We start from the raw sequence: 24778 nt of genomic DNA, 5'->3' as shown, positions 1-24778 counted from the left end.
TACTCAACGGCAGGAACTGTACCGGCACGGAGAGCAAAAACGCCCCCCCTCCTGGAAGAACGCTTATGAAAAAAGCTGCCGTTCGTGCTGTCGTGCATCGCTACATCAGCCGCCTGCTGGAAAGCCGGGATGATTTCGACGACCACGCCAGCCTGGCGCAGTTGGGACTGGATAAGGAAGATATCGAAGAACTGATCTTTCATCTGGAAGATGAGCTGGGTGTAACGGCGTTTACCGCCGAGGAAGACCGGATGCTGAAATCCGCCAGGACGGCGAATGATTTGAGTCGGTTTTTGCTGGAAATCGAGCGGCATTGAGGCTGGGTTGCCAAATGCGCAGTCTCTGACAATCTGGATTGAATGGCAGCATGCTGTTCTGTGGCGAGGGGGCTTGTCGGAACAAGCCCACCTTCACTAGCGATCCGGAGTCTTCTTTACCGGCGACGCTGCTGGCGTCGGCGCTGTTCGTCATCAGTACGAACAGGCACGGGTTGCAGAGGCGGCTCGATCAAACCGAGAGCGACGCCCAGGTCATGCAGCCAGTTTTGGATTTTCTCTTTCATGGTGCCCCCTTCAGGGTAGTGCCGAGCGGCCAAAATTCTGAAGCCCGTTCGCACTGATAATAGTCCGAAGTCCTACGCAATGCTCGTGCAAAGTCGCAATGATCTGTTACTGAATCCATTACAATCAGCCTGTGTTCAGGCAATTTCCTGCGCCTGCACCGGTGCCGGCGGAAAAACCACCTGTTGCTGCTCGATCCAGGCATTCAGGTTGGCCCCGACCATACCCTTGCGCCACATCAGCCAGGTGGTTGCGCTGGCGAACGGCTCGGCCAACGGATGCACCGCCACACTCTCACGGCCCGGCAAACTGGCGAGCATCGACTCCGACATCAGCGCCACACCGGAACCGGCAATCACACACGCCAGCATCCCCGGATAGGACTCGATCTCCATCGCCCGGCCCATGGCCGCGTGGTCATGGGCGAACCAGGCTTCCAGGCGCATGCGGTAGGAGCAACCCTGGCGAAAGGTAAACACCGCGCGCCCTTGCACATCCAGCGCACTGCGCACCGGCGGATGCTCGGCCTCGCTGATCAGCACCAGGCGCTCGTCGCACAAGGGCACGCCATCGAGCCCGGCCAGCTCCAGAGGGCCATCCACCAACGCCGCATCGAGTCGACCGGCGAGCAGGCCTTCGAGCAGTTCACCGCTGGGGCCGGATTGCACTTGCAGGTTCACGGCCGGATACAAACGGTGGTAGCGCGCCAATAGCCCCGGAAGGTGAATCGCGGCGGTGCTGTACATGGTGCCAAGCACGAAGTCGCCCGCCGGTTGCCCGCCCTGCACCGCCGCGCTGGCTTCGTCGCGCAAGGCAAACAGCTTGGCGGTGTAGTCCAGCAGGACTTTTCCCGCAGGCGACAACTGCAAGCGCTGACGTTCGCGCAGGAACAGTTCGACGCCGAGTTGCTCTTCCAGCTGTTTGAGCCGGGTCGACAGATTCGACGGCACTCGATGCAACCGTTCGGCGGCTCGGGTGATGGACCCTTCTTCCGCCACCGCCTGGAAGATGCGCAATTGGCTGAACTCCACGACACTCTCCAAAACAGAACAAGTTACTCAATATTATTCATTTTTAAAGAAAGTCAATCAGTCCTAGCCTGACGGTCATTGATCCCCTGAACGGAATCCAGACCATGTCTCCCCTGATTCGCCTATCCGCCAGTTTCGTTGCCCTGATGATGGCCATGGGCATCGGCCGTTTTGCCCTGACACCGCAACTGCCGCACCTGCTCAGCGAAGGTCAGGTCGACCTGACTGCCGCCGGGCTGATTGCCGCCGCCAACTACCTCGGTTATTTCATCGGTGCGGTGGACGCCATGTTTTCCCGGCGTCCCGCGCAAGTGCGCCGGCGCTTGCTCGGCGGATTGTGGCTCTGCGTGCTGCTGACCCTGGCTTCGTTCTGGGCCAATGGTTTCTGGTCACACCTGCTGTTGCGCTTCGGCACCGGTGTGGCCAGCGCCTGGGTGCTGGTGATGATCACCGCCCTGAGCCAACCGCTCGCGGCAGCGGCCGGTCGTCCTCGGCTCGGCGCCCTGGTCTTCGCTGGACCGGGCCTGGGGATTTTTCTGACAGGTTTGTTGGCACTGGGCTCGAATCTGCTGGGCCAGACATCCGCCACCTTGTGGCTGGTGTATGCCGCTGTAGGGCTGGCCATGCTGCTGGGGATCCTGCCGTTCCTGCCACAACCGGCCGCCGCCGTGGCCGCTGCTCCCAACGCCAGCCCGACGTCCACTCAAGGCGTCGGTCGCCTGGGCTTGATCTACGGCTTGTACGGATTGGGCTACATCATCCCGGCGACCTTTTTGTCGCAAATGGCCAACGCGCAATTCCATGGCCAATGGCAGGCCGACCTGTTCTGGCCGTGCTTTGGCCTGGCGGCGGCAACCGGTGTGGTGCTGGTGAGTTTGCGTCGGCAAAAGCCCGGCGCCACGCGTCATTGGTTGATGGCAACGTTATGGCTGCAAGCCGCTGGCGTGTTCGCCTGCCTGCTGGGCAACGGGCCAGGCCTGGCGCTGGGTGTGATCCTGTGCGGCACGCCATTCCTGGCCTGCATGCAACTGGTGATGCAACGCTCCCGGGAACTGGCACCCCACGCGACCCAGCGCAATGCCGGCCTGCTGACGGCCTGCTTTGCCCTGGGCCAGCTCAGCGGGCCATTGCTGGCGGCGCTCAGCAGTCATTTCAGTGGCGGTTTGCAGCCGGCACTGGTGGTCGCCGGCTGCGGCTTGCTGATCGCCGGCGGCCTGACGCTCGCGCCGGTCAGTCCTGCCCGAGAGCTTTGCGCAAACGACTGCGCAACCACTGTTCAGCGCTGACAAACGTGATGCCCGCCAACACCAGCACTGCACCGATGATGAAGTTCAGGCTCAGCGCCTCGCCCAGCAGCACCACACCGAACGTGACGCCGAACAACGGCGTCATGAACGAAAACACCGCGAGGTTCGCTGCCAGGTAACGGCGCAGCAGCCAGAACCAGATCAGGTAACTGAAGAACGACACGACCACGCCCTGAAACAGCACACTGGTGACCGCCACGGTGGTCAGGCTGACATGGGTGATCTGGCCGCTGAGCAGCGCGATCAACAACAAACCGAAAAAACCGACTATCAACTGATAGAACAGCGTCAGGGTCACCGGCGCTTCCGACAGGCGCGAGGCACGCACCACCACCGTGGTCGCACCCCAGGCCGCGCCCGCCAGCACACCCAAGGCATCGCCCATCAACATACGGTAATCAAGGTTGTTCCAGGACACTCCGCCGGCAAACGCGATGGCAATCCCGATAAAGGCCAGGACAATCCCCAGCCATTGCAAGGGTCGCAAACGCTCACTTGGCAGCAACCAGTGCACACCCAATGCGGTGAAGATCGGCGCAGTGTAGAGAAACACTGACATGTGCGCCGCCGTGGTCAGTTGCAGGCCTTCGGAAATGAAGAAGAACTCCAGGCCGAACAAGGCACCGGCCAACAGGCCGCCGCGCCAGGTCGTACTCACCTGGTTCCAGCCGCCCTTCCAGCAGATCAGCATCCCGACCAGCAACGCCGACATACCGGAACGTCCGGCCGCCTGCATCACCGGCGCGATATCGGCCGCCGCCCACTTGATCATCACCTGTTGAACGCCCCAGACCAGGCACAACCCGACCATCACTTGCAGGGCAAACCCGTCGGCGCTGCGCCGGGTGGCGATCACAGGAACACCTCGATTACACAATTCATGGCAGAAACTCGACAGTCAAAACAAAACCCCGGTCTACTGGTTGAACAGCAAGGCCGGGGCCAATAAATGATGCTGTCGATTATTAACCAGATGGCCAGAAAATGCCGCTTGCCAGAGACCTTTACTTCTCTGGTGGCGCCATCCTGGCCCTCTGTACTGTCAGGCAATCAACTCAGTTCGATACGATCGGCATGAATGACAATCTGGCCATTCTTGTACAACGCACCAATGGCCTTCTTGAAGTTGCCCTTGCTGACACCAAACAGGCTGCTGATCAACGCCGGATCGCTCTTGTCGCTGACCGCCAGGGAGCCGTTGTTTTCGCGCAACTTGGCGAGGATCTTCGAGTTCAGGCTGGTGGCCGCTTCCTGGCCGACCGGCTGCAGGCTCAGGCTGATCTTGCCATCGGCGCGCACTTGCTTGATGAAACCCTTTTCCTCTTTACCGGCGCGCATGAACTTGAAGATTTCGTTCTTGTGGATCAGGCCCCAATGCTTGTTGTTGATGATGGCCTTGAAACCCATGTCCGTGGCTTCGGCCACCAGCAAATCCACTTCCTGGCCTGCCGTGTAGTTGGCCGGAGTCTTGTCCAGGTAGCGGTCCAGGCGCGCGGTCGCGGTGATGCGACGGGTGTGCTTGTCGAGATAGACATGCACCACCACATACTCGCCCGCCTTCATCTGGCGCTTCTCTTCGGAGAACGGCAGCAACAGATCTTTCGGCAACCCCCAGTCCAGGAATACGCCAATGCTGTTGACTTCAACAACTTTCAAACTGGCGAATTCACCGACTTGAACTTTCGGTTTTTCAGTAGTTGCGATGAGTTTGTCATCACTATCCAGATAAACAAAAACGTTGAGCCAGTCTTCATCTTCGGTAGGAATATCTTTTGGAATATAACGATTAGGCAGAAGAATTTCGCCATCCGCGCCACCGTCCAGATATAAACCGAAGTTAGTGTGTTTAACCACTTGCAAACTGTTGTAACGCCCGACTAAAGCCATGTCCAATACCCTCATTGCGTGAGCGGCATTCTACTCGGTTTTGAGCGCTGCGTTCGGCACCCGGCCCGGTGGCACGAGAAAATCCTCTGAAGGCCTTAATTTTCCTGGGTTTTCATCGCACACCTGGCCGCTCGTCAGACCGATCCGGGCATTTACGCCATGCCCAGGCAGGCGTAACGCGGTATTTTTCCAGGCAATGTTTTTAGTTAAAACAGCGGCTTAGACGCCTGTTTCGAATATTGGCCGATGATTAATTACCCTGACCTCACGATTATTGCGAGGGGATATTTGCCAAGCAATTACCAGGTGACTCCTGTACGATGCCTGGCCAAATTAATTTTCTACAGGTTAATGGCCGCCATGCGCGTAAAAGCATCCACCAGCAAAGCAAAGCCAGCTCCAGCAGTCGAAACCAGCGAATCGATCAATAGCCAGATCGCTGCGTTCCTCAAGTCCGGCGGTGAAATCCAGCAAATTGCCAAAGGCGTCAGCGGCCAGACATTCGGCCCGTCCAAGCAGATCACCCTGGGCAAAAAGTAATCCCCTCGCCTCACCTGGTCCCAAAGCGCTTTGAGCTTCGAAGCGCTTGGACTGGAACCTCGTTTCTCCCCGCCGACACTCCATCAAATCCTGTGAACATCAACGAGCGGCAGCAGTTGCTCGGCTGAACTGTCAGGCTCATCCTGGGTTCACATAAGAATCAGACCCCGAAGACTGGCTATCGCAAGGATTCGCCCATGTCCCGCTGGTTCAAACACATCGCCGTTGTGCTGACCATCGCCCTTACCCTCGGCGCGTGCAACCGCATAGGCCTGGCCTACCGCAACCTCGACGTGATCATCCCGTGGACGCTCAGCGACTACCTGGACATGAACGGCGAGCAAAAAAGCTGGCTGAACGAACGCCTGAAGGAACACCTGAGCTGGCACTGCACCACCCAACTGCCCGGCTACCTCGACTGGCTGGACCGCCTGCAAACCATGATCGCCACCAACCAGGTCACCGATGCCACCTTGCAGGCCCGCGCCCACGAAGCCGAACAGGCGATCGCCGAGACCGCGCGGGAAATCACCCCGTCGGCCATCGAGTTGCTGCAGGGGCTGAATGACAAGCAAGTCGCCGAGATGAATGAAGCCTTCGCCAAGGACCAGCGCAAGCGCAAGGAGGAATACCTCAAGCCCTCCCTCGACCAGCAGATCAAGGAGCGTGGCGAACGCATGGAAAAGCGCCTGAACGACTGGCTCGGGCCACTGAACAGCACCCAGCAACAGCGGGTAGCCACATGGTCCAGCGCCCTTGGCGAGCAGAACACCCAGTGGCTTGCCAACCGGGTCCATTGGCAGAAGCAATTCAGTGCAGCTGTTGCCCAACGCCAGAGTCCACAATTCCCACAACGCATCGAGATACTTCTGGTCAATCGTGAGAGCTTGTGGACACCCGCCTATCGCCAGGCCTTTGCCAACACCGAGGCCCAGGCACGCTCGCTGTTCGTGGATCTGATGGCTGAAAGCACGCCAAACCAACGCGAAAGATTGCTGAAGAAAATCGAGGGTGTGAGGAAGGACTTCAGTGATCTGAAGTGCTTGAAAGCGACGAAACAAGGCTAAACGCTACACAAATCCCATGTGGGAGCGAGCCTGCTCCAGTACCTGTAGCGGGTGGTTATTGCCGGGAAGACTGCTGTCGATCAGCCACGCTCTTACTGACGACCGACCAGCGGTATGTCGAATTCCACACAAGCCAAACGACTAGGCTGTGTAAGTCCCCTCCCCGCCCCACGCAGGAGAAAACAGCATGAACATCCAGAATCACCCCGTCGTGTCGCGGGAAGAATGGCTCGTCGCCCGCAAACAGCACCTGCTCCGCGAGAAAGCCTTCACCAGGGAGCGGGACAAACTCAGCGCCGAACGCCGCGCCCTGCCCTGGGTGAAAATCGACAAGGACTACCGCTTCCAGGGGCCCAACGGCGAACTGAAACTGGCGGACCTGTTTGGCGGCCGCAGTCAGCTGGTCATCTATCACTTCATGTTCGCCGAGGGCTGGGACGAGGGCTGCCCCGGTTGCTCGTTCCTTAGCGACCATATCGACGGCGCCAACCAGCACCTGGCCCACCACGATATTGCAGTGGTGGCGGTTTCCCACGCACCGTTCGCTGAATTCCAGGCATTCAAACGGCGCATGGGCTGGAAGTTCGACTGGGTGTCGTCAGCAGGATGCGATTTCAACTACGACTTTGGCGTCTGTGCCCGAGCCGAAGAGGCCGCCACCGGAAAGGCCACGTACAACTACGAAAAAACCGACGGCGCCGAGGAAGAACTCCCCGGCCTCAGCGTGTTTTATCGCAATGACGCCGGGGAAATATTCCATACCTACTCCACCTATGCCCGGGGCCTGGACTTGCTGGTCGGCGCCTACAACTACCTCGACCTGACACCCAAGGGCCGCAATGAGGACGAAATCATGGAGTGGGTACGGCATCATGACAAATATGAGGGACAGGAGAAGTCGAGCTGCTGCCACGGCGGTTAGCCCCAGACTCCGAGGCGTGGCCTTCGCGGGCAAGCCACACTCCCACGGGTTTTGTGTCGTACACAAGCTATGTGTTCACACCAGGCCCCTGTGGGAGCGGGCTTGGTCCGGGCGGCGATCCGGCGAAGAGGCCCGATCATTCAGCACAAAGTCCCCAGATAAGAAACAAGGCCAAGACAATGAACGTCATCCTCAAAACCCTGCCGCCGGCCCGCGACGGAAATGGGGACAGATCTATTTTCTGATTTCAACACCGAAACCAAAAAATAAACCTGTCCCCTTTTCACTTTCTTTTCACTTTTCTTAAGGAGCAAAAAATCATGCAGAAAAAGGCGTATTGAGCAGGTAGACCGAAGGTCATCAGGCTGGGGTACAAAAAGACTACAGAACGGGGGCTACTTGAGTACTACCGGGCTACAGGTGGATGCAGGAAGACGACAAAAATGGTGCAGATAGGGTGCAAAAACACCGGCGCAAGGCCAGTGTCGAGATTGTCGGATCAAGTTGAAATTTTTCTACAGCTCAAAGCAGCCAGCTCATCTTTCAACCATTGCTCATGTTCATGAACAACGTGATCATAGTTCGATGCAGTGTGGTATTGATGTTCCGGCAAAGTCATCGCACCGGGAGTCATCGACAGTGGAGCATCAGCAGGCCACTCCCAATTTGACCAAAACTCCGACAGCTTTATCAACCCATAGAGCGGGTCCGAGTCTAGGTTTGTTAGAAGTTCTTCCAATGCAGCAGCTCGCCATATTTTCCTGGCTCGTTGCATGTCCGCATTTTGAAACTCGCTCATTTTTTGCAACTGCGGGCATAGCTCAGATACAGGCAGATCACTATCGTTAGCCAAGCTAACAATCACATCGAGCAAGGGATTATTCCCAGCCACCTTTTCAAGTTCAGCGTTTGCAAAGTTTTCCACACAAAACGCTGGCAAGCGCCCCAAAAGGCTAGGAATACCACAGACGCCCTGAAGCAAAACGGCCCAGTCAGTCAAGCCATGTTTGGAAATTCGTTCAAAGACTGCTTGAATCATGGTTTCACCGGTATACCGTTAACAGTTCCATTTGGCACAAACATTCTGTGTGTTACACCGCCCAACTTCGGATCTACAATCCATTCAAACCTACCCGCCACACCGTTGTAGCTACCTGATGCTTGGTACAGCGACGAGCCGTTGTTGAGAGGAAATTTAGTCGCACTGCTTGCATAGTTATCGACAATATCGGGAAAACCATGCGCCACTGGAGTCGATGGGAACTCTTGTGTGGCATAAGGGCCATTGGGCTTCTCTGAGTACACCGGTATTGGTTTTCCGTCAGCCCCAACAACTTGTTGGTTCGGAAGTTGGTCTACTTTATTTCCGCTACCTTGACCCTTCGTACCATTGCCAATACGCGTTTCGACTAGAACATCATTTGATAGCGCTGTTCCCCCTTTTGCAAACCACGTACCGGCCTTCCCTAGTATAGCGGCTAACCCTAAGCCAGAGAGCTCTCCGGCCATGGTTCGGATTTTTCGTTCCACTGCCGTTCACAGCAGCAGCTAATCTTGAGTCCTGAGCCGCGATATTGCTCAGGTTTTCTTGCATTAGTTGATCCTTCAGCTTTGGATACAAGGCCGCATTTTCGGCGCCGGAGCTAACAGCTCCCCCTTTTGCACCAACTGAATTTTAAATATTTTACAGCTAACAATTTTCGATTATTTTTGGATTTTTAGGTCCACCCCATACTATCTTTCGATAAAACCCAGTCAGCATTTTTTGATCTCTTAAAAATTCAAACACGTCGGCGGGACACCAATCTGGACCACCGGAAAAGCAAATACCCTCATCTCGTAGTTTTGCGAATAGCTTTATCTTAAAGTCTTGATCGGGAGCAATTAATGATAGTGTTTTTTGCTCTTTGTCTGGCACTGCGACAAACCCAAGGCCTACTAGTAACTCAACCACACTATCATCTATTACCTTTACTACTATTTCCGATAACGCACCTTCAGAAACAAAGGCTTTCGTAATAGATTTCACAGAACTCATTTCACTATCACCGTAGTAATGGTTTTCACTTTTGCTGAATCAACCGTCGGAATTGATTCAATAACCATCTCCGGGCCACCTCCTGGAAGATGCTGACCTGCACCTTGAAAGTATTCATTTCCCTGCAGAGGGCTATTCGGAGACATTTCTGTAATTCCATCCACTTGGCGCACCTTGAATCCATTACCCATAGAACCCGGTTGCAACCCCATTGCCTGCTCAAGCTGAGTTGCCTGCGACCTAGTTATCACCGTCTCTCCTCCTATATTCAGCGGCCCGGTAATACTAGAAATTGCCTCTCTATCAGTTATATAAGTTCCGTTACGGCCAATGGTCGGATAGTTATCCCAACCAATGGGGCTCGCATTGAAACCTTGATTTTCTTCAAGCATAGCAGCCTGACGTTGGCGTGCTGCTTGGACAGGGTCTAGAGCGCCAACTATTTCCCCTTTAGCAAACCACGTACCGGCCTTCCCGAGTATAGCGGCTAAGCCTAAGCCAGAGAGCTCTCCGGCCATGAATTCGCCCCACGCCTTAACGAACTCGTTCGCAGGCTGGACACCCTCAAACCCTTCACCTCGAGCGAGTGCTCGTGCGACCTGATCAACCTCTTCGGCGGAAGCCCCCTGGTTTTGCATGTACTCCACGGCGGTAGTGGCCGCTTGCGCATATTCGGTCAAACCTGGAGGCAGGTGATCACCAAAATTGTACTGGGTACCGTTCTGCGCCACCCACGCCCCGGTTTTAAGGCTGTCACCGTCCGCGCCGCTTTGTGTGGACGCGGCCAGCAAACCGACCAACTGCGAGCTCATACTCAGCAGATTCGGATTGCCTTGAACTAGTTTATTGAGGTCCGCCACCACCGCCTCATTAGCCCCGGCTGCCAGCGCCCCAGTCCTGAAGTCGCCACCGCTGACTTGGGCCAATAGCCCACCGACCATGGCGTGAACCATGATCTTTTGCAGGCTGCCGTCGGCAGCTGGAACGTAATCTCCCACTGCATGGAAGCTAGCCGCCGCCAATGTGTTGAACAATGTGTTTTGCAGGACATCACCCAGGTCACCGCCCTGGCCCATGATCTTGCTCATCGCCACCGATGTACCGTTTTGCAACCCCTGGCTGGCCGCAAACTGACCAATCCCTTTCCAGGTACTGAGATTGGTGGTGATCTTGCCCGTCACAGGGTCGGTGGCGGTACCGGTCCAGTCATCGAAGTACCCTGCGGTCATGCCCGCCGTAACGCCTGCAATGGCGTATCCCTTCAGCGAGTCACGGGAGGTCACGTCTTTGATGACGGCACCGATATTGCCCTTGTTGTTGATCGTACTCACGGTGGCGGTACCGGCCGCCGAGGTCGCCACCGCCGTCAGCGCGACGTTGGCCCAACCGGCCGCCACCGCTTCGCCGGCCAAGGAGGTGCCGGCGGCAGCCATGGCGGTGCCAGAACCTGCTGTCGCACCAGCTGTAGAGCCCAGGGCCGCGCTCGCTGCCCCGGCCGTCAAGGCGGCCACGATGATCATGATCGCCAGCACGGCACCCGCACCGAGCCCCGAGTGGCTGTACTTGAAGCTGTCGTGAACCTCCTGCACCTTGCGCCAGTCGACATCTCCGCGAGCCTCAGCCTCCTTCAACCACGCCAGGCTCGGATCGGCTTGCACCATGCTGTCGATGGTCTGGCTCACCGACTGCTGGTCGATCTGCTTGAGATCGATACGTAAGCCTTCGGCCGCCTTGATCGCCAGTTGGCCCTGATGTTCCAGGTTGCTCTGGCGCACCGTCTCATCGGTATTGCCCTTGCCGGAGGCGGAGTTCCAGGCCAGATCACTTTTGCTCTTCTCGTGACTCTCCTGGTGCAGGTCCTTGACCGCTTCGAAAGTGATGCTGCCACCACTGTCCAGCGTGAGGTCCTTGCCACTCTCCAGCTTCGCCACCTGATAACGCTGATCCCCATCGCTTTTCAGCGTCAGGTTGCCGCCGGCGGTGATTTCGCTGCCGATGTTTTTCACATCGGTGACTTCATCGTGCCGGGTTTTCTTGGCGCCGAAAGCGCCCTTCTTCTTCATGTCATACAGCGAGTAATCGCTGTCCTGTGCGGCCAGCAACTCAAGATTGCCGCCAGCCACCAGGTAGGCTTCATCACCGGCGCTAACCCGGCTGGAAAGTAGGGTCAGGTCCTGGCCGGCGCTCAGGGCGACGTTGCCGCCGGCGGTGAGGCGGGTGCCGACCTGGCTGACGTGGTCTTCCTGCGTCGTGACTTTTTTGCTTTTGCTGTAGCTGTGCGCCTCGTCCGCTGCCGAGGCCAAAGTGAGGTTGTCCGTGGCGGCCAGGGCGATGTTGCGCTTGGCGTCGAGCTGGCTGGCGATGGCCGTGAGGTCGCGGCCGGCATTGATCGACAGGTCACGCCCGGCGTCGAGGCTGGAGCCGTTTTGGCTGATGCTCTGGTCGCGGTAGGTGGTGCCGCGGGTGTTGCTGCTCACCTGTGCGGCGGAGGTGATGCTGACGTCGCGGCCGGCGCTGATGCTGAGGTCACGGCCGCTTTGCAGGACGCTGCCGACGTTGTTCACATCGCGCCCAGCCTGAAGGGTCAGGTCATTGGCCGCTTCGATGCGCGCAGCGTTGTCGACAAAATCGCGGTGCAAACTGCTGTTGCCCGTGCGGGTGTCATAGCCGGTGACCGTGCGTTCGTTCAGCACATCACCACGGATACTGGTCAGGCTGACATCTCGTCCGGCAATGATGCCGCCGGCTTTGTTGATGAGGTCATTGCCGGCCAAAAGGTCCAGGCGGTTGTTGGCGTTGGCCAGGTACAGCACTGGCACCAGTCAAAAAGGGGACAGATTTATTTTTCCACTTAAATAAATCTGTCCGCTTTTTCGAAGGAATGGGTTGTGAAAATCAATCTGCTCCCTTTTTAGATGAGGTATTTCAACGCCTTTTGCACCTAATAAACTATTGTTTATTACCCATCAAATCTCCAAGCATCCTCTTCAAGTTTGATGAATCCCTTAAGAGTTCCGCATCGTTAGTTAAGCGATCTACTTCATTCAAAGCACATATTGTTTGCAGCGTCGCATTTGAGCTCGCTTGCCAGTAACATGTGTTCACCCCCGCAAGAGCGGCCACCAGCTCACCGTCATACCGCTCTCCCGCCAGAACATCATCGATTAATATGGCTACCGCAATAGGAAGTACCTCGCGAATAAAAAGCCCCTGCCTTAATGTTCGACACACATCCCCTACGTTTAACTGCTCTAGAGGGGTGTCGCGCACCGACAAATACCACTCGGTTAAAGACGATGGATAATTTTCAGGCAACCAATCATTTGGAGCTTCTTTTTCTAAATCGCGAAACTTCATATTCCCGCACCATTTAAAGCTGACTCAATACGATTAATAGAATCTATTGCTCTTTGACGTGCAGCTTGCGCTACAGGATCACTCACACCCTTTAGAGTATCTGCATGGTTTCGTAATCCTCGAAGCATGTCGTTCATCTCTTTCAAGTGATCCCAATAACCGCCACCCGGCTTCGGAACAGGAGTACCGGCCATATCCTTTAAGGTACCCGTGATATCGCAATCTTTGAAGTTACTGAGAATATTGTCAATTTTGCTGATAGCTCTTTGTTGTCCTTGGCTCAGTTTCGCCAAAGACTCCCCAGTCCCTTTTGCACCATCTAAAAATCACACAAACATCTAATCCATCGCTACGTTTAAAGCGATCAACTTGATATTAGCGTCGCTTTCCACAAGCGTCCATCTTCCGAAAACTCCATGCGTAGAGCGTAAGTTTTAAACTCATACTTCAGCCACTGCTGTACATAGCCGATTAACACATCGAATCTACTTGGCGCCTCTTTGCTAGGTGAGCCTAGCTCTGCAACAACATCTTGAAGACGCCATGTTTGAGGTATGCGACCAAGCACATCTTCCTTATATGCCGAATAACCTTCGTGAGGCTGCACAAAAAAATGAATGTGATTTAATTTTCCCGAACGAAACCCAATCTCCATACCAGATTTAATAAATTTATAAAATCTTGTCTTACCTTCCGGGTCATTATAGTTATCCGGGGTTTCCGAAACGACTGGCAATTCTCCGACTCTTCGACATAAGTCGGTGACTATTTTCCCGCTTTCATCCTGACCAAGAGCCAGAACAAAATCCGACCAAGTGTTCATTATTTAATAACCCCCGTATTGCGATTTCTTTCCACTATTTTTTGAACAGTTTCATCTACTAACTTCGAATCATAACCTCGACTGTTCAGATTTGCCCGCAAAGCTTCTGTGTCACGACAAACTGCACCGCACAGATCCGCTGCATCTTGCTGAATCTGAGCAGGAGTATTTTTCCCGCCATACGTCGGACCTGCAATATGTACATCTCGTGGAACCTCTACAGCAGTAGAGTTTTGGTAGAGAGTCTTGGTCTCCAACTCAGTAAGGGGGCGGCCCAACTCTGCTTCCTTTGCTGAGTAGCAGGGTTTGTCGGAACAATATGCGCTCCGTTTTTGCCTGAATGTATTGTTCCATATCTCGTCGCCAAACCAGAGGATCCATCAACACCAATATTTTTACCGAAATCAACTATTGGCTGACCTCGGGAACCATAACCTACGACAGGAAACTCTCCTGCATGAGCACCATTCAACAGTTTTTGAGGATCCACACCCTCATCAAAATAACTGCGCCGGGAATAAAATTGTTATGCCCCAGAACATCCTTGCCTTGCTGCCCAGCATGAATGTTGCTGGCTACGTTGTCCAGCGAGGCACCTGTGGCTTTTGCACCAAAGAAACTCGTGCTTAAACTCTACGCCCTCGCTTTATCTCCAGAGAATTGCGTAGGGCAACTCATCCTCAATGATATCAGACGAGCGGAAGTAATAAATTGCCTTACGACCTTCCAAGCTTTTATGAACAAACGCACCATCAGACATAACTCGATAAGATGCATACTCCAAGAACTGGTCAGGTTCAAGAGAACTCAAAACATTTCGTATGCTGCCATAGCTCATACCCGAGCCAAGTGGGAGTAACTCTACCGGAGGGAAGCATTTGGCCATGTCATCGTTTTCAACATCTCTGAAATAGGCACGACGAAATGCAGGCTCACTACATGCCCAAAAAATTGATAGCAACTTAATTTTTTCTTTGCCATTTTCAGAAAAAACGTCAGCTAATAAATATTTCGAGTCTGAAATTTTATATACACCATCCTCCAGAGCAATTCCGCCCTCCAATACATCAACTGTACTGCCAACACCTAACTTACATAGCAATGACCAATCAAGCATATCAACCCTCCTTATCTATTGTGGCCATTTGAATATTCGACCTTCGACCCTGCCCGCCTTCAAGGCATTCTCAGCTGATGTTTTAGCCGGTCCATCCGGCATGCTTTTTACAGAGTTTATGATTTCTGTCTGCCATGCCTGCAATTTAGACGGAGGCAGAGCCGATGGATAGCTCCCTCCAGGAGCACGGTATTTGGCATCCCATACGATCACAGATCGCGTTGCAGGATCATACGTAATGTAATCTGCCCCCGGTAGTGACGCCTTCCCTGGCCCGGAAATAGGTAGTTGCCCTGATTCAAGAGCCTGATTCCAACCCCGAGCCTCCCCAATTGCACCGTTTAACTCAGAATATGGCGCGCGTCCGCCGTTTACTTTTGCAATGACCTCTGGCTCAACTTGACTAATTCCTTTTGCACCATTCCCGGTCCCCAAAGCAACAGACAACGCCTCAGAACTCACCGGCTTCCCAGTTTGCTTTTGAAGCTCCATCAACGCTCGGACGTCACTGAGCTGGTCCGCTGTCAGTTTGCCTGCTCCACCGGCGACTAACCCTGCGGGCAACGCCTCACTCATCCCGACATCGGCTATCCACAAACCGACCTCGTTGACACAAAGTGGTGGATTGGCCTGGCAAGCCTGTGCAGCAGCGCGGGCCAGGGCAATGGCCTCAGGTGCAACCGCAGTAGCGGTTATCGCCACTAACAGCGCACTCGAAAGGACCAGGCCCCCAGCAGCTCCTTGCTGCGCAATCTTACCTTTGCACTCGATGTCACAATCTTTGGTATTGGATAGCCAGAGTGCCAGGTTACTGCCAACATCCATGCCCATGGCGTTGTTCTCGGCAGCATTCTTGGCGGTTTCTCCACCTGCCACCGCATTGGCAAGATCGCCGCCAACCAGACCGCCCAACAGACCACCAGCCAGCGTCGACAAAGCCGAAATTTTCTGCCTGTCGGCCTCTGTCAGTTGATCAACGGATTTGTCCGGGAACAGCTGGGTGGCCACCAGCTCTCCGATACTTGCCCCCACCGAACCGGCCAGAGCCGAGTTACTTTGCGACTTGGCTAATACGGCACCAAGAACCGCGTGAGCCATAAGTCGGGCTTCGAGATTGTCGGGGATACTTTCCTTGATCAAACCCGCCAGATAAGGCGCAGATGCCCCCACCAGAGCTTGGTTGAAGTTACCACCCGCCAGCCCTTGTACGGCTGCCGTAACTGCCTGTGCGGCACGTTGGAGATTGCTGCCGGTACCGTATTGCTCCATTACGGCTTCATTGACCTGCTTCGCAAGCTGCTCTCCTGTTGGAGAGAGATTGCCTTCCTTAACCAACTTCTGCCGGGCCGCCTCAAGCATCTGCGGATCTTTCTGAGCTTTTGCGGCCTCGATCGAACCTTGAGTCCGGATGATATCCATTGCCTGGTTGCCGATATCACCAATCAGCTGCGCCTGGCGCAGGCGGTTCTGTTCTTTCTCCTTGTCGAAAATCGGACTCAAAGCATTGTTGGCGTGTTCGACGTCACGGCTCAGCGATGACACATCCTGCTGTTGTTGGTCTTTGCCGCGAATGGTGATTTCACCGTTCGAAACAGCCGAATAGGTGGTACTACTGTCATGCCCGTTGTTGTTTGCCCCTACCAGCAGCATGCTGCCCATGTTGCCCATGAACATCGAGCCAGCATCCCCACCAGTACCTCCACTGACACCTTGATGCTGGCTACTGAAGTCGGCTTTGTTACCGATGTCAGTCCAACCCAGGGTGCCGGTGCTCAGCTTGTTTTTGTCGGAACTGGCAGTGCTGGCGATCACGCTGCCATTGAGCTGGGTATGATCGCCTACAGTGACCTGATAACCATCCTTACCGGCAAACAGGCCCGTCTGTTCTTGCACGCTATTGAAGTTGGACTTGATCTTGTCCTGGCTGACACTTAGCGAGGCACTGCCACCGCTGCCGACAATGGCGACGCTCACGCCGCCACTGACGTTGGTCTGCTTGGAGTCAAAGCTATCGCTGTCCTGCAGGCTGGTCAGAGTCAAGTTGCGGCCAATATCGGCCACCACCTTCTGCGCGTTAGCCTGCGCCCCTTCCAGGGTCGTGTCGCGACCACTGTTCAGGGTCAGTTGGTTACCTGCATCGACAGTGGTTTCGGTCCAGGTGGTGCCGTTGCCTTTTTCCTTGCCGACGCCGCTGTTGGCATTGGCGAAAACCGACAAACCGCCACCGCCGGAACCCACACCGAGGCTGACACCGACAGCACCGCCACCGCTTTTGTTGGAACCGTCAAGTTTTTGGGTATTGTCTCCGGCCCGCAAATTGATATCGCGAGCGGCGGACAGCAATACATCGTGACCGGCTTGCAACTTGCCGCCGATCACCGAAAGATCGCCACCACTACCAGATGGGCCGCTGCCGGTGGCAATGACACGCAAATCATTGCCCGCAGTCAGACTGCTGCCTTGGCTGACACTCTGCTCCTGCACCTGCTTTGAACTGGATTTCTGCGTTCCCAAAGACAAGGAAATACCATAGAAACTGCCCTCCTGGGCCCCGGCCTCAACGGCCTGGGCTCCCTGCCAAGCCTGATAACCCGACAGCCCAGCCTTGATGCCTTGAAGCGCTGCCAAGCGGCTGTCATCTTCATGCCGAGCATCCTGCACGGTTTGTACGGCTGTATTCACTGCCGACCCAACCACTCCCGACAGGGCCAGGGTCAAACCGCTTTTCTTACTTTCCTGCTGGGTATGCGTACTGCTCTTGCTGTCTCCATCGATGATGCGGACGCTCTGCCCGATCAGGCTAATGTCTTTACCCGCCACCACATCCGAGGCTTTGACGGTCAGGTCTTTGCCAGCGGTAACCACGACATCGCCCAACACACTGCCGATGGTGCTGCCCTTCTCAGTCTGACCCTGGGTGTCCAGCTTGAAGTTGTTCTTGGACGACCCCAAGGTGACGCCGATCCCACCGGAACTCATCAGGCCGGACTTGCTGGTGGACTGGCTGTGCTGCGAGCTAAAGGTCTCGATGCCGCTTTCGATACGGATATCTTTACCCGCCTGCAGGTTGGTCTCCTCGGTCGACACCACGTTACTGGCGGACACCACCAGGTTGTTGCCCGCCTGAACCAGCGTGGTGTTTCCGCTGAGAGTCGACCCCGTCAATGACGTGCTGCTGGAGGAGTCACTGCTCATCTTGCTGGTGCTGGACAGACCAAAACCGCCCGACTTGGACTTAGCGGATGCACTGAACTGGTTGTTCTGTGCCGCATTCAGATTGACATCGTTGCCAGCAAGAACCGCTAGGGCCCCCTTGTCACTGTTCACGGTCGAGCCGGTGATATTGATGTCATTGACCGCGACTACAGTGGTTTTGCCTTCCGCTTGAATAACCGACGACACCGCTTGCTCACTACCGCTCTCGGTCATCGTCGACTTCTTCTTGCCCCACGAGCCCTTCTTGGTTTTCGAGTAATAGGAATAGTCAACGTTGTCCGCTGTCTCCAGATTCACATCATTGCCGGCATACAGATAGGCCTCATCCCCCGCACTCACCCGACTGGCAATCAGGCCCAGGTCCTTGCCCGCACTCAGCGCAACGCTGCCCCCCGCAGTGAGCGTGGTGGATACCTGACTGACATGGTCTACCTGACTTTTGAATTTTTTGTTCTGATCGAAGGAGTGCAGTTCATCCGCCGCTGAAGCCAGGGTCAGGTCACCCACCGCGCTCATCGTCACATCGCGCTTGGCGTCGATCTGACTGGCGATCGCGGAGATATCCCGACCGGCCTTGACGGTTAGGTCCTGGCCCACCTCGATTGCTGAGCCATATTGGGTGACGGTCTGATCCCGATGCAGCCCCCGCACCCCGCTGACGACTTGTTCGGCGGAGACGAGGTTGACGTCACGCCCGGCGTTGACCGTGGTGTCGGCGCCGCTTTTCAGCACGCCACCGATGTTGTTGATGTCTTGCCCGGCCTTGAGGGTCAGATTGTTGGCGGCTTCGATACGGGCGGCGCTGTTGACGAAGTCAGTGCGCCCGCTGATGTTGCCCGTACCACTTGCATGGGTGGTCACGCTGCGCTCGTTGATCACGTCACCTTTGACGGCAGTAAGGGTGACGTCACGGCCCGCGATGATGCCGCCGGCTTTGTTGACGAGGTTGTTTCCCGCCAGCAGGTCGAGGCGGTTGCCGGCTTCGACCTGGCCGCTGTTGACCAGGTCATTGCCGGCCATGGCAGCCAGGTTGTTGCTGGCGCGCAGAGTACCGGCGTTGATCAGGTCTTGCCCGGCGATCAGGGTCACGTCACGGCCCTCGATCAGTGCCCCGTTGGGTGCCAGGCGATTGTTGGCGTTGGCCAGGTACAGCACCGGCACCAGCACGTCCTCGCCATTGACCTGCATGGTTTCCATCCAGACGATGTCGTGGGTGAGTGCTGCGACCTGTTCGGCGCTGAGGGATACGCCCAGCGACAGGTTGAGTTCCTGTTTGCTGGCGATGGCGTTGTTCATGAGGTACTTGAACATGGCCTCGTCCGAGGTCAGGCCATCGAGAAAGCGTTGACCGGTACGGGCGACCACCGCTTGCTGAATCAGGCGTTGTTCATACAGACCATCGCCGAGGCGCTTGGCGCTGTCGTCAGGATCGTAGCCGAGGTTGCCCAGCAGGTAATCCGAGCTCATGAACTGCTTGAGGTCGGTGAGCACCGGGTTGGTTTCGATCAGGTATTTTTGCGGTTTGGACTGACCGCTGCTGCTCGGTAGGCCTTGCACCCGGGCGACGGTCTGGCTGGCTGCCGGGGTGATTTGCGTAATGGCCGGCGATGTCTGGCCGGGCAGCGGAGCGACGGCGGCGGGTTGACCTGGCTGCGGAGCGATGACACCGGGCTGACCTAGCCGGATACGCCGAGCTCCAGGCCAGATCGCTTTTTCTTGTGGCTTCAGAGTGAGATCTCATGCTGCCAAGAGCGCACGTTCGCGCTTGGTTTCGATCTGGCAGGTAATGACTCTGAAATCCCGACCTTTCGGAATCTAAGTCGTCTGCTTAAAGCTGATCAATAGGCACTTTCCTTCTTTCTTCCCAACAAGACTTATCGGCATGCTTGAAACCCCACCATCTAGCGAAAGTTCAACCTTAAGGCTTTGACCCTCGAAAGACTGGAGCTCCTGCATCAGATCTTTAATTGTTTTTCCTTTAGTGCTCCAGTTCAAAATATCGTCAGTCACTTAATCACCAATGCAGTTTAGATTTGAGTCAAATGTTCCAAGGCGAGTTGATTTGCTATTTAAATCTTTTATTGAGGTCACCAAGTCCTTGCCGGCGCTCAAGGTCAGGTTGTTGGCGGCTTCGATGCGGGCGCTAATTGTGGAGTTAACTAAAACTGGCGACCTATGAGTCACCTGTTCTATATTGTGTCTCTTACTTCGAAATAATGATCGGAATGAACATCTGCGCAGGAGGTGCAGGTGGGTTCATCATGCCTTCGCTTTTCACTACAAGCACACCCTTGCTTCTAATCGCTTCGAACAAACGCTCAGTGGCCGCAGTGTCGACATACCCGCCCTCATCGATGGAAGCACTCAGCGCAATCTGGCGCCGTTCCTCTGTCAGCTGGAGTTGATTCGTTCGCAAGAATGAGTAAATGGAGACCGTTTTGAGCATCGACAGATCAACGTGGACGATTTCCACGTACTTCAACGTTTTGGCGTCCCAGCCCTGCACATAAAGCCCGTTAGTTGTCAGTGCGAAAGTGCAGAAATAGTAGGCCCCTGTATTGGAACCGGGAGTCGCGACAATCAGCGAGCAACGTCCATGCTGAAGAATCGGATCAGTCAACGCGGGATAGTCTCTGACGATCTGCTCCGGGAATTGCGCTCGATCATAGTAAACCGTCGCCTTGTCGTAGGGTGTTGTGTTGCAGCCTGACAGCAACCCCGCCAGACTCAAGAAGAGCCCAAAATAATAAAAACGCATCGACAGTCCTTTTCAGTAAAAGTAATGGACGACCCACAGATTCTAAGCATCAGCTTTAATCCCCCGAGATCAGAGTCAAAAACTCTGACTCAGTTAACTCAAACTCTTCGCCCTCATTGGCCATTGTAGAGTTAGGCTTGCCAGGCGGAATTAGAAAAAAAGGAGGCAGGTCTATTTTCTGAACTAAACACCGAAACAAAACAAACACCCCTTTATCTTCTAACCATTAAGAAGGCGTTTAATCTCTTTTTTAGCCAACTGCCTATTCCTTTGTGAGACAGCCTTATCTTTCGACAGTCTTTTCAGGTCATCTATAAAAGCAAAAGCGTCTCGAACTGAGCTGCCCGCCACCCAAGAAATAGCGAGGCTTATCCAGTAGTCAGAATCGTGCTTTAACCCTACCTCTGCAACGCTCATATAGGGAAAATCCGGACCTAACGCTAATTTAACATCATTAATTGGCATCTCAAGCAATGAGATAATTCGCTTAAAATCTGACGCTTCAATTAGAAAAAAATAAACTCCAGCACTTTCAAGTTTCCAGCGACCTAGCTCGTCTCTGACAATGACGAGATCGCTATTTAAGATATTTTCTCCGGCGGTAGTCATGCCTTACATCCCAGGATAATGTTTGACATTAAGATCATATTGCTTGAGGACCTGTTCAAACTTAACTCTAACCTCAGGACTCCAGTTCTTCCAATAGTGGCCGCTAAATTCATTAGTTATCATCTCTCCGTTGGGCCCTCGCCTAAACATACCACCGACTAGGGTAGATGCATCGGAATTTATAGTCTTTGCCAGCTGTTGATGTGGAGAGCCTCCAAGATTCTCAGCTGGCTTACCGACAACGAAAGTGCTTGTTTTAGGATCAAAAACAAACTCAATGGAGCCATTTTTTGTGCTGGGGAAGTAATTTTGTATAGCTTTGGATGATACGGAACCAGGCTCCAAGCCCAGTACTCCTGGCGTAGGGCCTGAACCCTGCCAAGTCACGACTCCTTTTGCACCTAAGGAACCAGGTACCTTGACACCTGGAATCCCCAGACTGGCAGCCCCCATCGCCCCAACCACGATGTTTCCAACGGCATTCCACGTATCACCATTGATCGCCTGATTGACGCCATAGGTCGCCTGAAGCACCCCATTCGCAGTGGCGGCAAGACGAATGGCGGCGCCTAATGGACCTGAAAGCGCATAGGTTGCAGGTCCACCGATGTTTGCCAGGCCCTGTTGTTCATCGTTGACACGCAGATAACCTAAAGCGTCCTTATAAGTCAGTTCGTTTTCGGTCTTGGGCCTGGTCCATCCAAGTTGCGCCCAAAACCCTCCTGCCTGCTCACGCGCAGCATCCGCGTAAGCATTTTTTACGTCATCCATACCTGCATAGTGATATTCATCGGTAGGGACCGGGCCGTCACGAAGCAGTTGCTGAACACTGGCCTCGGCAACTTCCGGACCGTACTTGAGACTTTGCTCATAGCCATACACCTGGAGATAGGCCTGAAGCTCTATCTGGTCGGCTCTGGAAAGGGAAGCAGGGTTGTTATGAAATGCCGCGAGCAAATCATCACTGCGTTGGTCCGCTCTGTCTAACTTTACTAACTGCTTAGCAGATTCAATCCCATGATCATTTTCAAACGCTTCACGCGCACGGTCACGTTGAGCTTTGGAGTGATCGCCCAAGAAGTTGTTCTGGGTAGCATTCGCCGCCACAGCCATAGCAACATTCAGATCTCCTCCAGCGGCCGCGGCACCCAATACCCCGACAATCTGCGATAACGCCATCAGATTCGCCTGGGCCTGGTTGTAGTCCGTGGTGCTTGGAACAAGGTTCGAAGGCAGAAGTTTGTCGCCCAGTAATCCGACCAGTACTTCATTAGCTCCGCCCGCCAGCGCTCCCGTACGGAAATCACCGCCCATCGCTTCGGCCAACAACCCACCCAGCCCCGCATGCAGGAGGATTTTCTCAAGACTCCCCTCTGCCAGGGTCATGTCCCCGATTTTCCCGGCCCCGAGTGCACCACCGATGCTTGCGGCCGTGCCAGCCGCAGCACTGGCAAGGTTGTCCTTAAAGCTTCCTCCATAAACAGCGGTCTTGATCGCCGCATCGGCGGCCACCTTGATCACCACGGTGTTCAAGCTCTGAACATCAAACCCAAGTGCACCCGGGTTGTAGTTGAGCCCCTTAGCGACACCCGCCGTAGCAGCGGCAACGACATAACCTTTGATACTGTCTTTCGATGTGACGTCTTTGACGACTTTCCCTAGGTTGCCCCGGTTGTCGATGGTGCTGACCGTGGCCTTTGTCGCCGCACTCACCGCGACCGCCTGCATCATCGTGTTCATGCCGGCCATCATCGGCCCCATGACGGCAGCCAATGCAATCGCAATGATGAGCTGCGAAGCCGGCCCCAACCCCGAGTTCTCATACTTGAACGACTCGTGGATTTCCTTGACCAACCGCCAGTCGACATCACCCCGTGCTTCAGCCTGTTTCAGCCACGCCAGTTGCGGATCGGCCTTGACCATCGCATCGATGGATTGACTGACGGTTTGCTGGTCAACCTGTTTGAGGTCGATGTGCAGGCCGTCGACGGCGTTGATGGTGATGTTGCCTTTGGCAATCATCTGGGTCTGGCGCAGGGTCTCGTCGGTGTTGCCCTTGCCTTTCGACGAGGTCCAGAACGCATCACCATTGCTCTTGGTATGGCTCTCATCATGCAAGTCCTTCACCGCCTCGAAAGTGATGCTGCCACCACTGTCCAGCGTGAGGTCCTTGCCACTCTCCAGCTTCGCCACCTGATAACGCTGATCCCCATCGCTTTTCAACGTCAGGTTGCCGCTGGCGGTGATTTCGCTGCCGATGCTTTTCACATCGGTGACTTCATCGTGCCGGGTTTTCTTGGCGCCGAAAGCGCCCTTCTTCTTCATGTCGTACAGCGAGTAATCGCTGTCCTGTGCAGCCAGCAACTCAAGATTGCCGCCCGCCACCAGGTAGGCTTCATCACCGGCACTGACCCGGCTGGAGAGCAGGGTCAGGTCCTGGCCGGCGCTCAGGGCGACGTTGCCGCCGGCGGTGAGGCGGGTGCCGACCTGGCTGACATGGTCTTCCTGCGTCGTGACTTTTTTGCTTTTGCTGTAGCTATGCGCCTCGTCCGCTGCCGAGGCCAAAGTGAGGTTGTCCGTGGCGGCCAGGGCGATGTTGCGCTTGGCGTCGAGCTGGCTGGCGATGACGCTGATGTCGCGCCCCGCATTGACCGAGAGGTCACGACCGGCGCTGACCGAACCACTCATCTGGGTGATGTTTTGGTCGAGAAAGCTGCTGCCGCTCGCAACCTTGTTTTCGGCCTGCGCGGAAACCAGATTCACATCCCGACCGGCGTTGATCGTAGTGTCGCGGCCGCTCTGTAGCATCCCGCCGACGTTGTTGACGTCACGACCGGCCTTGATGGTCAGATCGTTGGCGGCTTCGATACGGGCGGCGCTATCGGCGTACGCGCGGCCGGTGCTGAAATCACCGTTGCTGGCTTGCGCGGTGGTCACGCTGCGCTCGTTGATCACGTCACCGTTGACGGCAGTAAGGCTGACGTCACGGCCCGCGATGATGCCTCCGGCCCTGTTGGCCAGGTTGTTTCCCGCCAGCAGGTCGAGGCGGTTGCCGGCTTCGACCAGGCCGCTGTTGACCAGATCGTTGCCCGCGCTGGCCGACAGGTTGTGGGTGGCGCGCAAGGTGCCGGCGTTGTTCAGGTCCTGGCCGGCGATCAGGGTGACGTCGTTGCCCTGGATCAGTGCCCCGTTGGGTGCCAGGCGATTGTTGGCGTTGGCCAGGTACAGCACCGGCACCAGCACGTCCTCGCCATTGACCTGCATGGTTTCCATCCAGACGATGTCGTGGGTGAGTGCTGCGACCTGTTCGGCGCTGAGGGATACGCCCAGCGACAGGTTGAGTTCCTGTTTGCTGGCGATGGTGTTGTTCATCAGGTACTTGAACAAGCCTTCATCGGTGGTCTGGCCATCGATAAAACGCTGACCGGTACGCGCCATGACGGCCTGCTGGATCAGGCGCTGCTCATACAGACCATCGCCCAGTCGCTTGGCTCTGATGTCCGGGTTGAAGCCGAGGTTGCTCAGGAAGCGAAACGGGGGCAGACC

Annotated in this window: 20 protein-coding genes and 4 pseudogenes; 5 read left to right on the top strand and 19 right to left on the bottom strand. The window is 55.4% G+C overall.

All coding sequences use genetic code 11. The annotated features are described in order from the left end of the window. The first annotated feature begins 65 nt into the window (after nt 1-65). A complete protein-coding gene (locus CAF65_RS16755) occupies nt 66-317 on the top strand; it encodes a phosphopantetheine-containing protein (RefSeq protein WP_085717273.1) in 252 nt (83 codons plus the stop codon). Between the two features lie 116 nt (nt 318-433). Here CAF65_RS16755 and CAF65_RS28775 read toward each other — a convergent pair whose 3' ends face one another. Together CAF65_RS28775 and CAF65_RS16750 are read right to left on the bottom strand one after the other, a co-directional pair. Then, the gene (locus CAF65_RS28775) at nt 434-562 is read right to left on the bottom strand and encodes a PA1414 family protein (RefSeq protein WP_007972508.1); all 129 of its coding nucleotides are present in this window, start codon (nt 560-562) and stop codon (nt 434-436) included. 135 nt (nt 563-697) lie between these two features. Then, nucleotides 698-1591 (bottom strand): LysR family transcriptional regulator, encoded by an 894-nt coding sequence (locus CAF65_RS16750; protein ID WP_085717272.1) that lies wholly within the window; start codon nt 1589-1591, stop codon nt 698-700. A 104-nt stretch (nt 1592-1695) separates the two neighbouring features. On the opposite strand from CAF65_RS16750, the gene CAF65_RS16745 reads away from it, so the two are divergent. Continuing rightward, nucleotides 1696-2877, top strand: a complete 1182-nt coding sequence (locus CAF65_RS16745; protein WP_085717271.1) for an MFS transporter — start codon at nt 1696-1698, stop codon at nt 2875-2877. Here CAF65_RS16745 and CAF65_RS16740 read toward each other — a convergent pair. Together CAF65_RS16740 and CAF65_RS16735 are read right to left on the bottom strand one after the other, a co-directional pair. Further along, nucleotides 2822-3754: a DMT family transporter gene (locus tag CAF65_RS16740; protein ID WP_085717270.1), complete on the bottom strand. Its 933-nt coding sequence runs from the start codon at nt 3752-3754 to the stop codon at nt 2822-2824. The two genes, CAF65_RS16745 and CAF65_RS16740, sit on opposite strands and share 56 nt — an antisense overlap. Nucleotides 3755-3948: 194 nt before the next feature. Further along, complete coding sequence (locus CAF65_RS16735; RefSeq protein ID WP_085717269.1) at nt 3949-4785, bottom strand: S1 RNA-binding domain-containing protein; 837 nt, start codon at nt 4783-4785, stop codon at nt 3949-3951. Between the two features lie 351 nt (nt 4786-5136). On the opposite strand from CAF65_RS16735, the gene CAF65_RS16730 reads away from it, so the two are divergent. From CAF65_RS16730 to CAF65_RS16720, 3 genes are all read left to right on the top strand, one after another. Beyond that, entirely contained in the window at nt 5137-5325 is a 189-nt protein-coding gene (locus CAF65_RS16730) for a hypothetical protein (RefSeq protein WP_015096330.1), read from the top strand. 197 nt (nt 5326-5522) lie between these two features. Next, entirely contained in the window at nt 5523-6392 is an 870-nt protein-coding gene (locus tag CAF65_RS16725; protein WP_085717268.1) for a DUF6279 family lipoprotein, read from the top strand. A 187-nt stretch (nt 6393-6579) separates the two neighbouring features. Then, the gene (locus CAF65_RS16720; protein ID WP_085717267.1) at nt 6580-7314 is read left to right on the top strand and encodes a thioredoxin family protein; all 735 of its coding nucleotides are present in this window, start codon (nt 6580-6582) and stop codon (nt 7312-7314) included. Nucleotides 7315-7813: 499 nt separating this feature from the next. Here the strand turns inward: CAF65_RS16720 and CAF65_RS16715 are convergent, their stop codons facing one another. The 15 genes and pseudogenes from CAF65_RS16715 to CAF65_RS16660 form a co-directional block, all read right to left on the bottom strand. Continuing rightward, a complete protein-coding gene (locus CAF65_RS16715; protein ID WP_085717266.1) occupies nt 7814-8353 on the bottom strand; it encodes a DUF2247 family protein in 540 nt (179 codons plus the stop codon). Beyond that, complete coding sequence (locus CAF65_RS28055; RefSeq protein WP_256578655.1) at nt 8350-8823, bottom strand: hypothetical protein; 474 nt, start codon at nt 8821-8823, stop codon at nt 8350-8352. Before CAF65_RS28055 ends, CAF65_RS16715 begins: the two co-directional genes overlap by 4 nt. Before the next feature lie 181 nt (nt 8824-9004). Beyond that, the gene (locus CAF65_RS28045; RefSeq protein WP_143492123.1) at nt 9005-9352 is read right to left on the bottom strand and encodes a hypothetical protein; all 348 of its coding nucleotides are present in this window, start codon (nt 9350-9352) and stop codon (nt 9005-9007) included. Continuing rightward, nucleotides 9349-12156 (bottom strand): annotated as a pseudogene (locus CAF65_RS16705) (DUF637 domain-containing protein); the annotation flags it as partial. The gene CAF65_RS28045 and the pseudogene CAF65_RS16705, both read right to left, overlap by 4 nt. A gap of 145 nt (nt 12157-12301) precedes the next feature. Further along, nucleotides 12302-12709 carry a contact-dependent growth inhibition system immunity protein gene (locus CAF65_RS16700; protein WP_085717263.1) on the bottom strand — a complete coding sequence of 136 codons (408 nt, stop codon included), beginning with the start codon at nt 12707-12709 and terminating at the stop codon, nt 12302-12304. After that, complete coding sequence (locus CAF65_RS16695) at nt 12706-13002, bottom strand: polymorphic toxin type 28 domain-containing protein (RefSeq protein WP_085717262.1); 297 nt, start codon at nt 13000-13002, stop codon at nt 12706-12708. Before CAF65_RS16695 ends, CAF65_RS16700 begins: the two co-directional genes overlap by 4 nt. A gap of 71 nt (nt 13003-13073) precedes the next feature. After that, on the bottom strand, nt 13074-13532 hold the full coding sequence (locus tag CAF65_RS16690) for a hypothetical protein (RefSeq protein ID WP_085717261.1): 459 nt from the start codon (nt 13530-13532) through the stop codon (nt 13074-13076). Further along, complete coding sequence (locus tag CAF65_RS28475) at nt 13532-13810, bottom strand: hypothetical protein (protein WP_146226175.1); 279 nt, start codon at nt 13808-13810, stop codon at nt 13532-13534. Before CAF65_RS28475 ends, CAF65_RS16690 begins: the two co-directional genes overlap by 1 nt. Further along, nucleotides 13750-14043 (bottom strand): annotated as a pseudogene (locus CAF65_RS29060) (polymorphic toxin type 50 domain-containing protein); the annotation flags it as partial. The gene CAF65_RS28475 and the pseudogene CAF65_RS29060, both read right to left, overlap by 61 nt. A gap of 135 nt (nt 14044-14178) precedes the next feature. After that, nucleotides 14179-14649, bottom strand: coding sequence for a hypothetical protein (locus CAF65_RS16680; protein ID WP_085717259.1), 471 nt, complete (start codon nt 14647-14649; stop codon nt 14179-14181). A 15-nt stretch (nt 14650-14664) separates the two neighbouring features. After that, a pseudogene (locus CAF65_RS16675) lies at nt 14665-19509 on the bottom strand (hemagglutinin repeat-containing protein); the annotation flags it as partial. A 366-nt stretch (nt 19510-19875) separates the two neighbouring features. After that, a complete protein-coding gene (locus tag CAF65_RS29055) occupies nt 19876-19956 on the bottom strand; it encodes a toxin C-terminal domain-containing protein (protein ID WP_371919010.1) in 81 nt (26 codons plus the stop codon). Nucleotides 19957-20068: 112 nt separating this feature from the next. Continuing rightward, nucleotides 20069-20623, bottom strand: coding sequence for a hypothetical protein (locus CAF65_RS16670; protein ID WP_085717257.1), 555 nt, complete (start codon nt 20621-20623; stop codon nt 20069-20071). 219 nt (nt 20624-20842) lie between these two features. After that, nucleotides 20843-21232 carry a hypothetical protein gene (locus CAF65_RS16665; protein WP_085717256.1) on the bottom strand — a complete coding sequence of 130 codons (390 nt, stop codon included), beginning with the start codon at nt 21230-21232 and terminating at the stop codon, nt 20843-20845. A gap of 3 nt (nt 21233-21235) precedes the next feature. Continuing rightward, nucleotides 21236-24757 (bottom strand): annotated as a pseudogene (locus CAF65_RS16660) (DUF637 domain-containing protein); the annotation flags it as partial. Nucleotides 24758-24778: the final 21 nt, after the last annotated feature.

Source organism: Pseudomonas sp. B28(2017) (assembly GCF_002113025.1).
Taxonomy (GTDB): Bacteria; Pseudomonadota; Gammaproteobacteria; order Pseudomonadales; family Pseudomonadaceae; genus Aquipseudomonas.
Note: the sequence above shows the minus strand (reverse complement) of the source record. Positions and strands in the feature narration are given on the sequence as shown.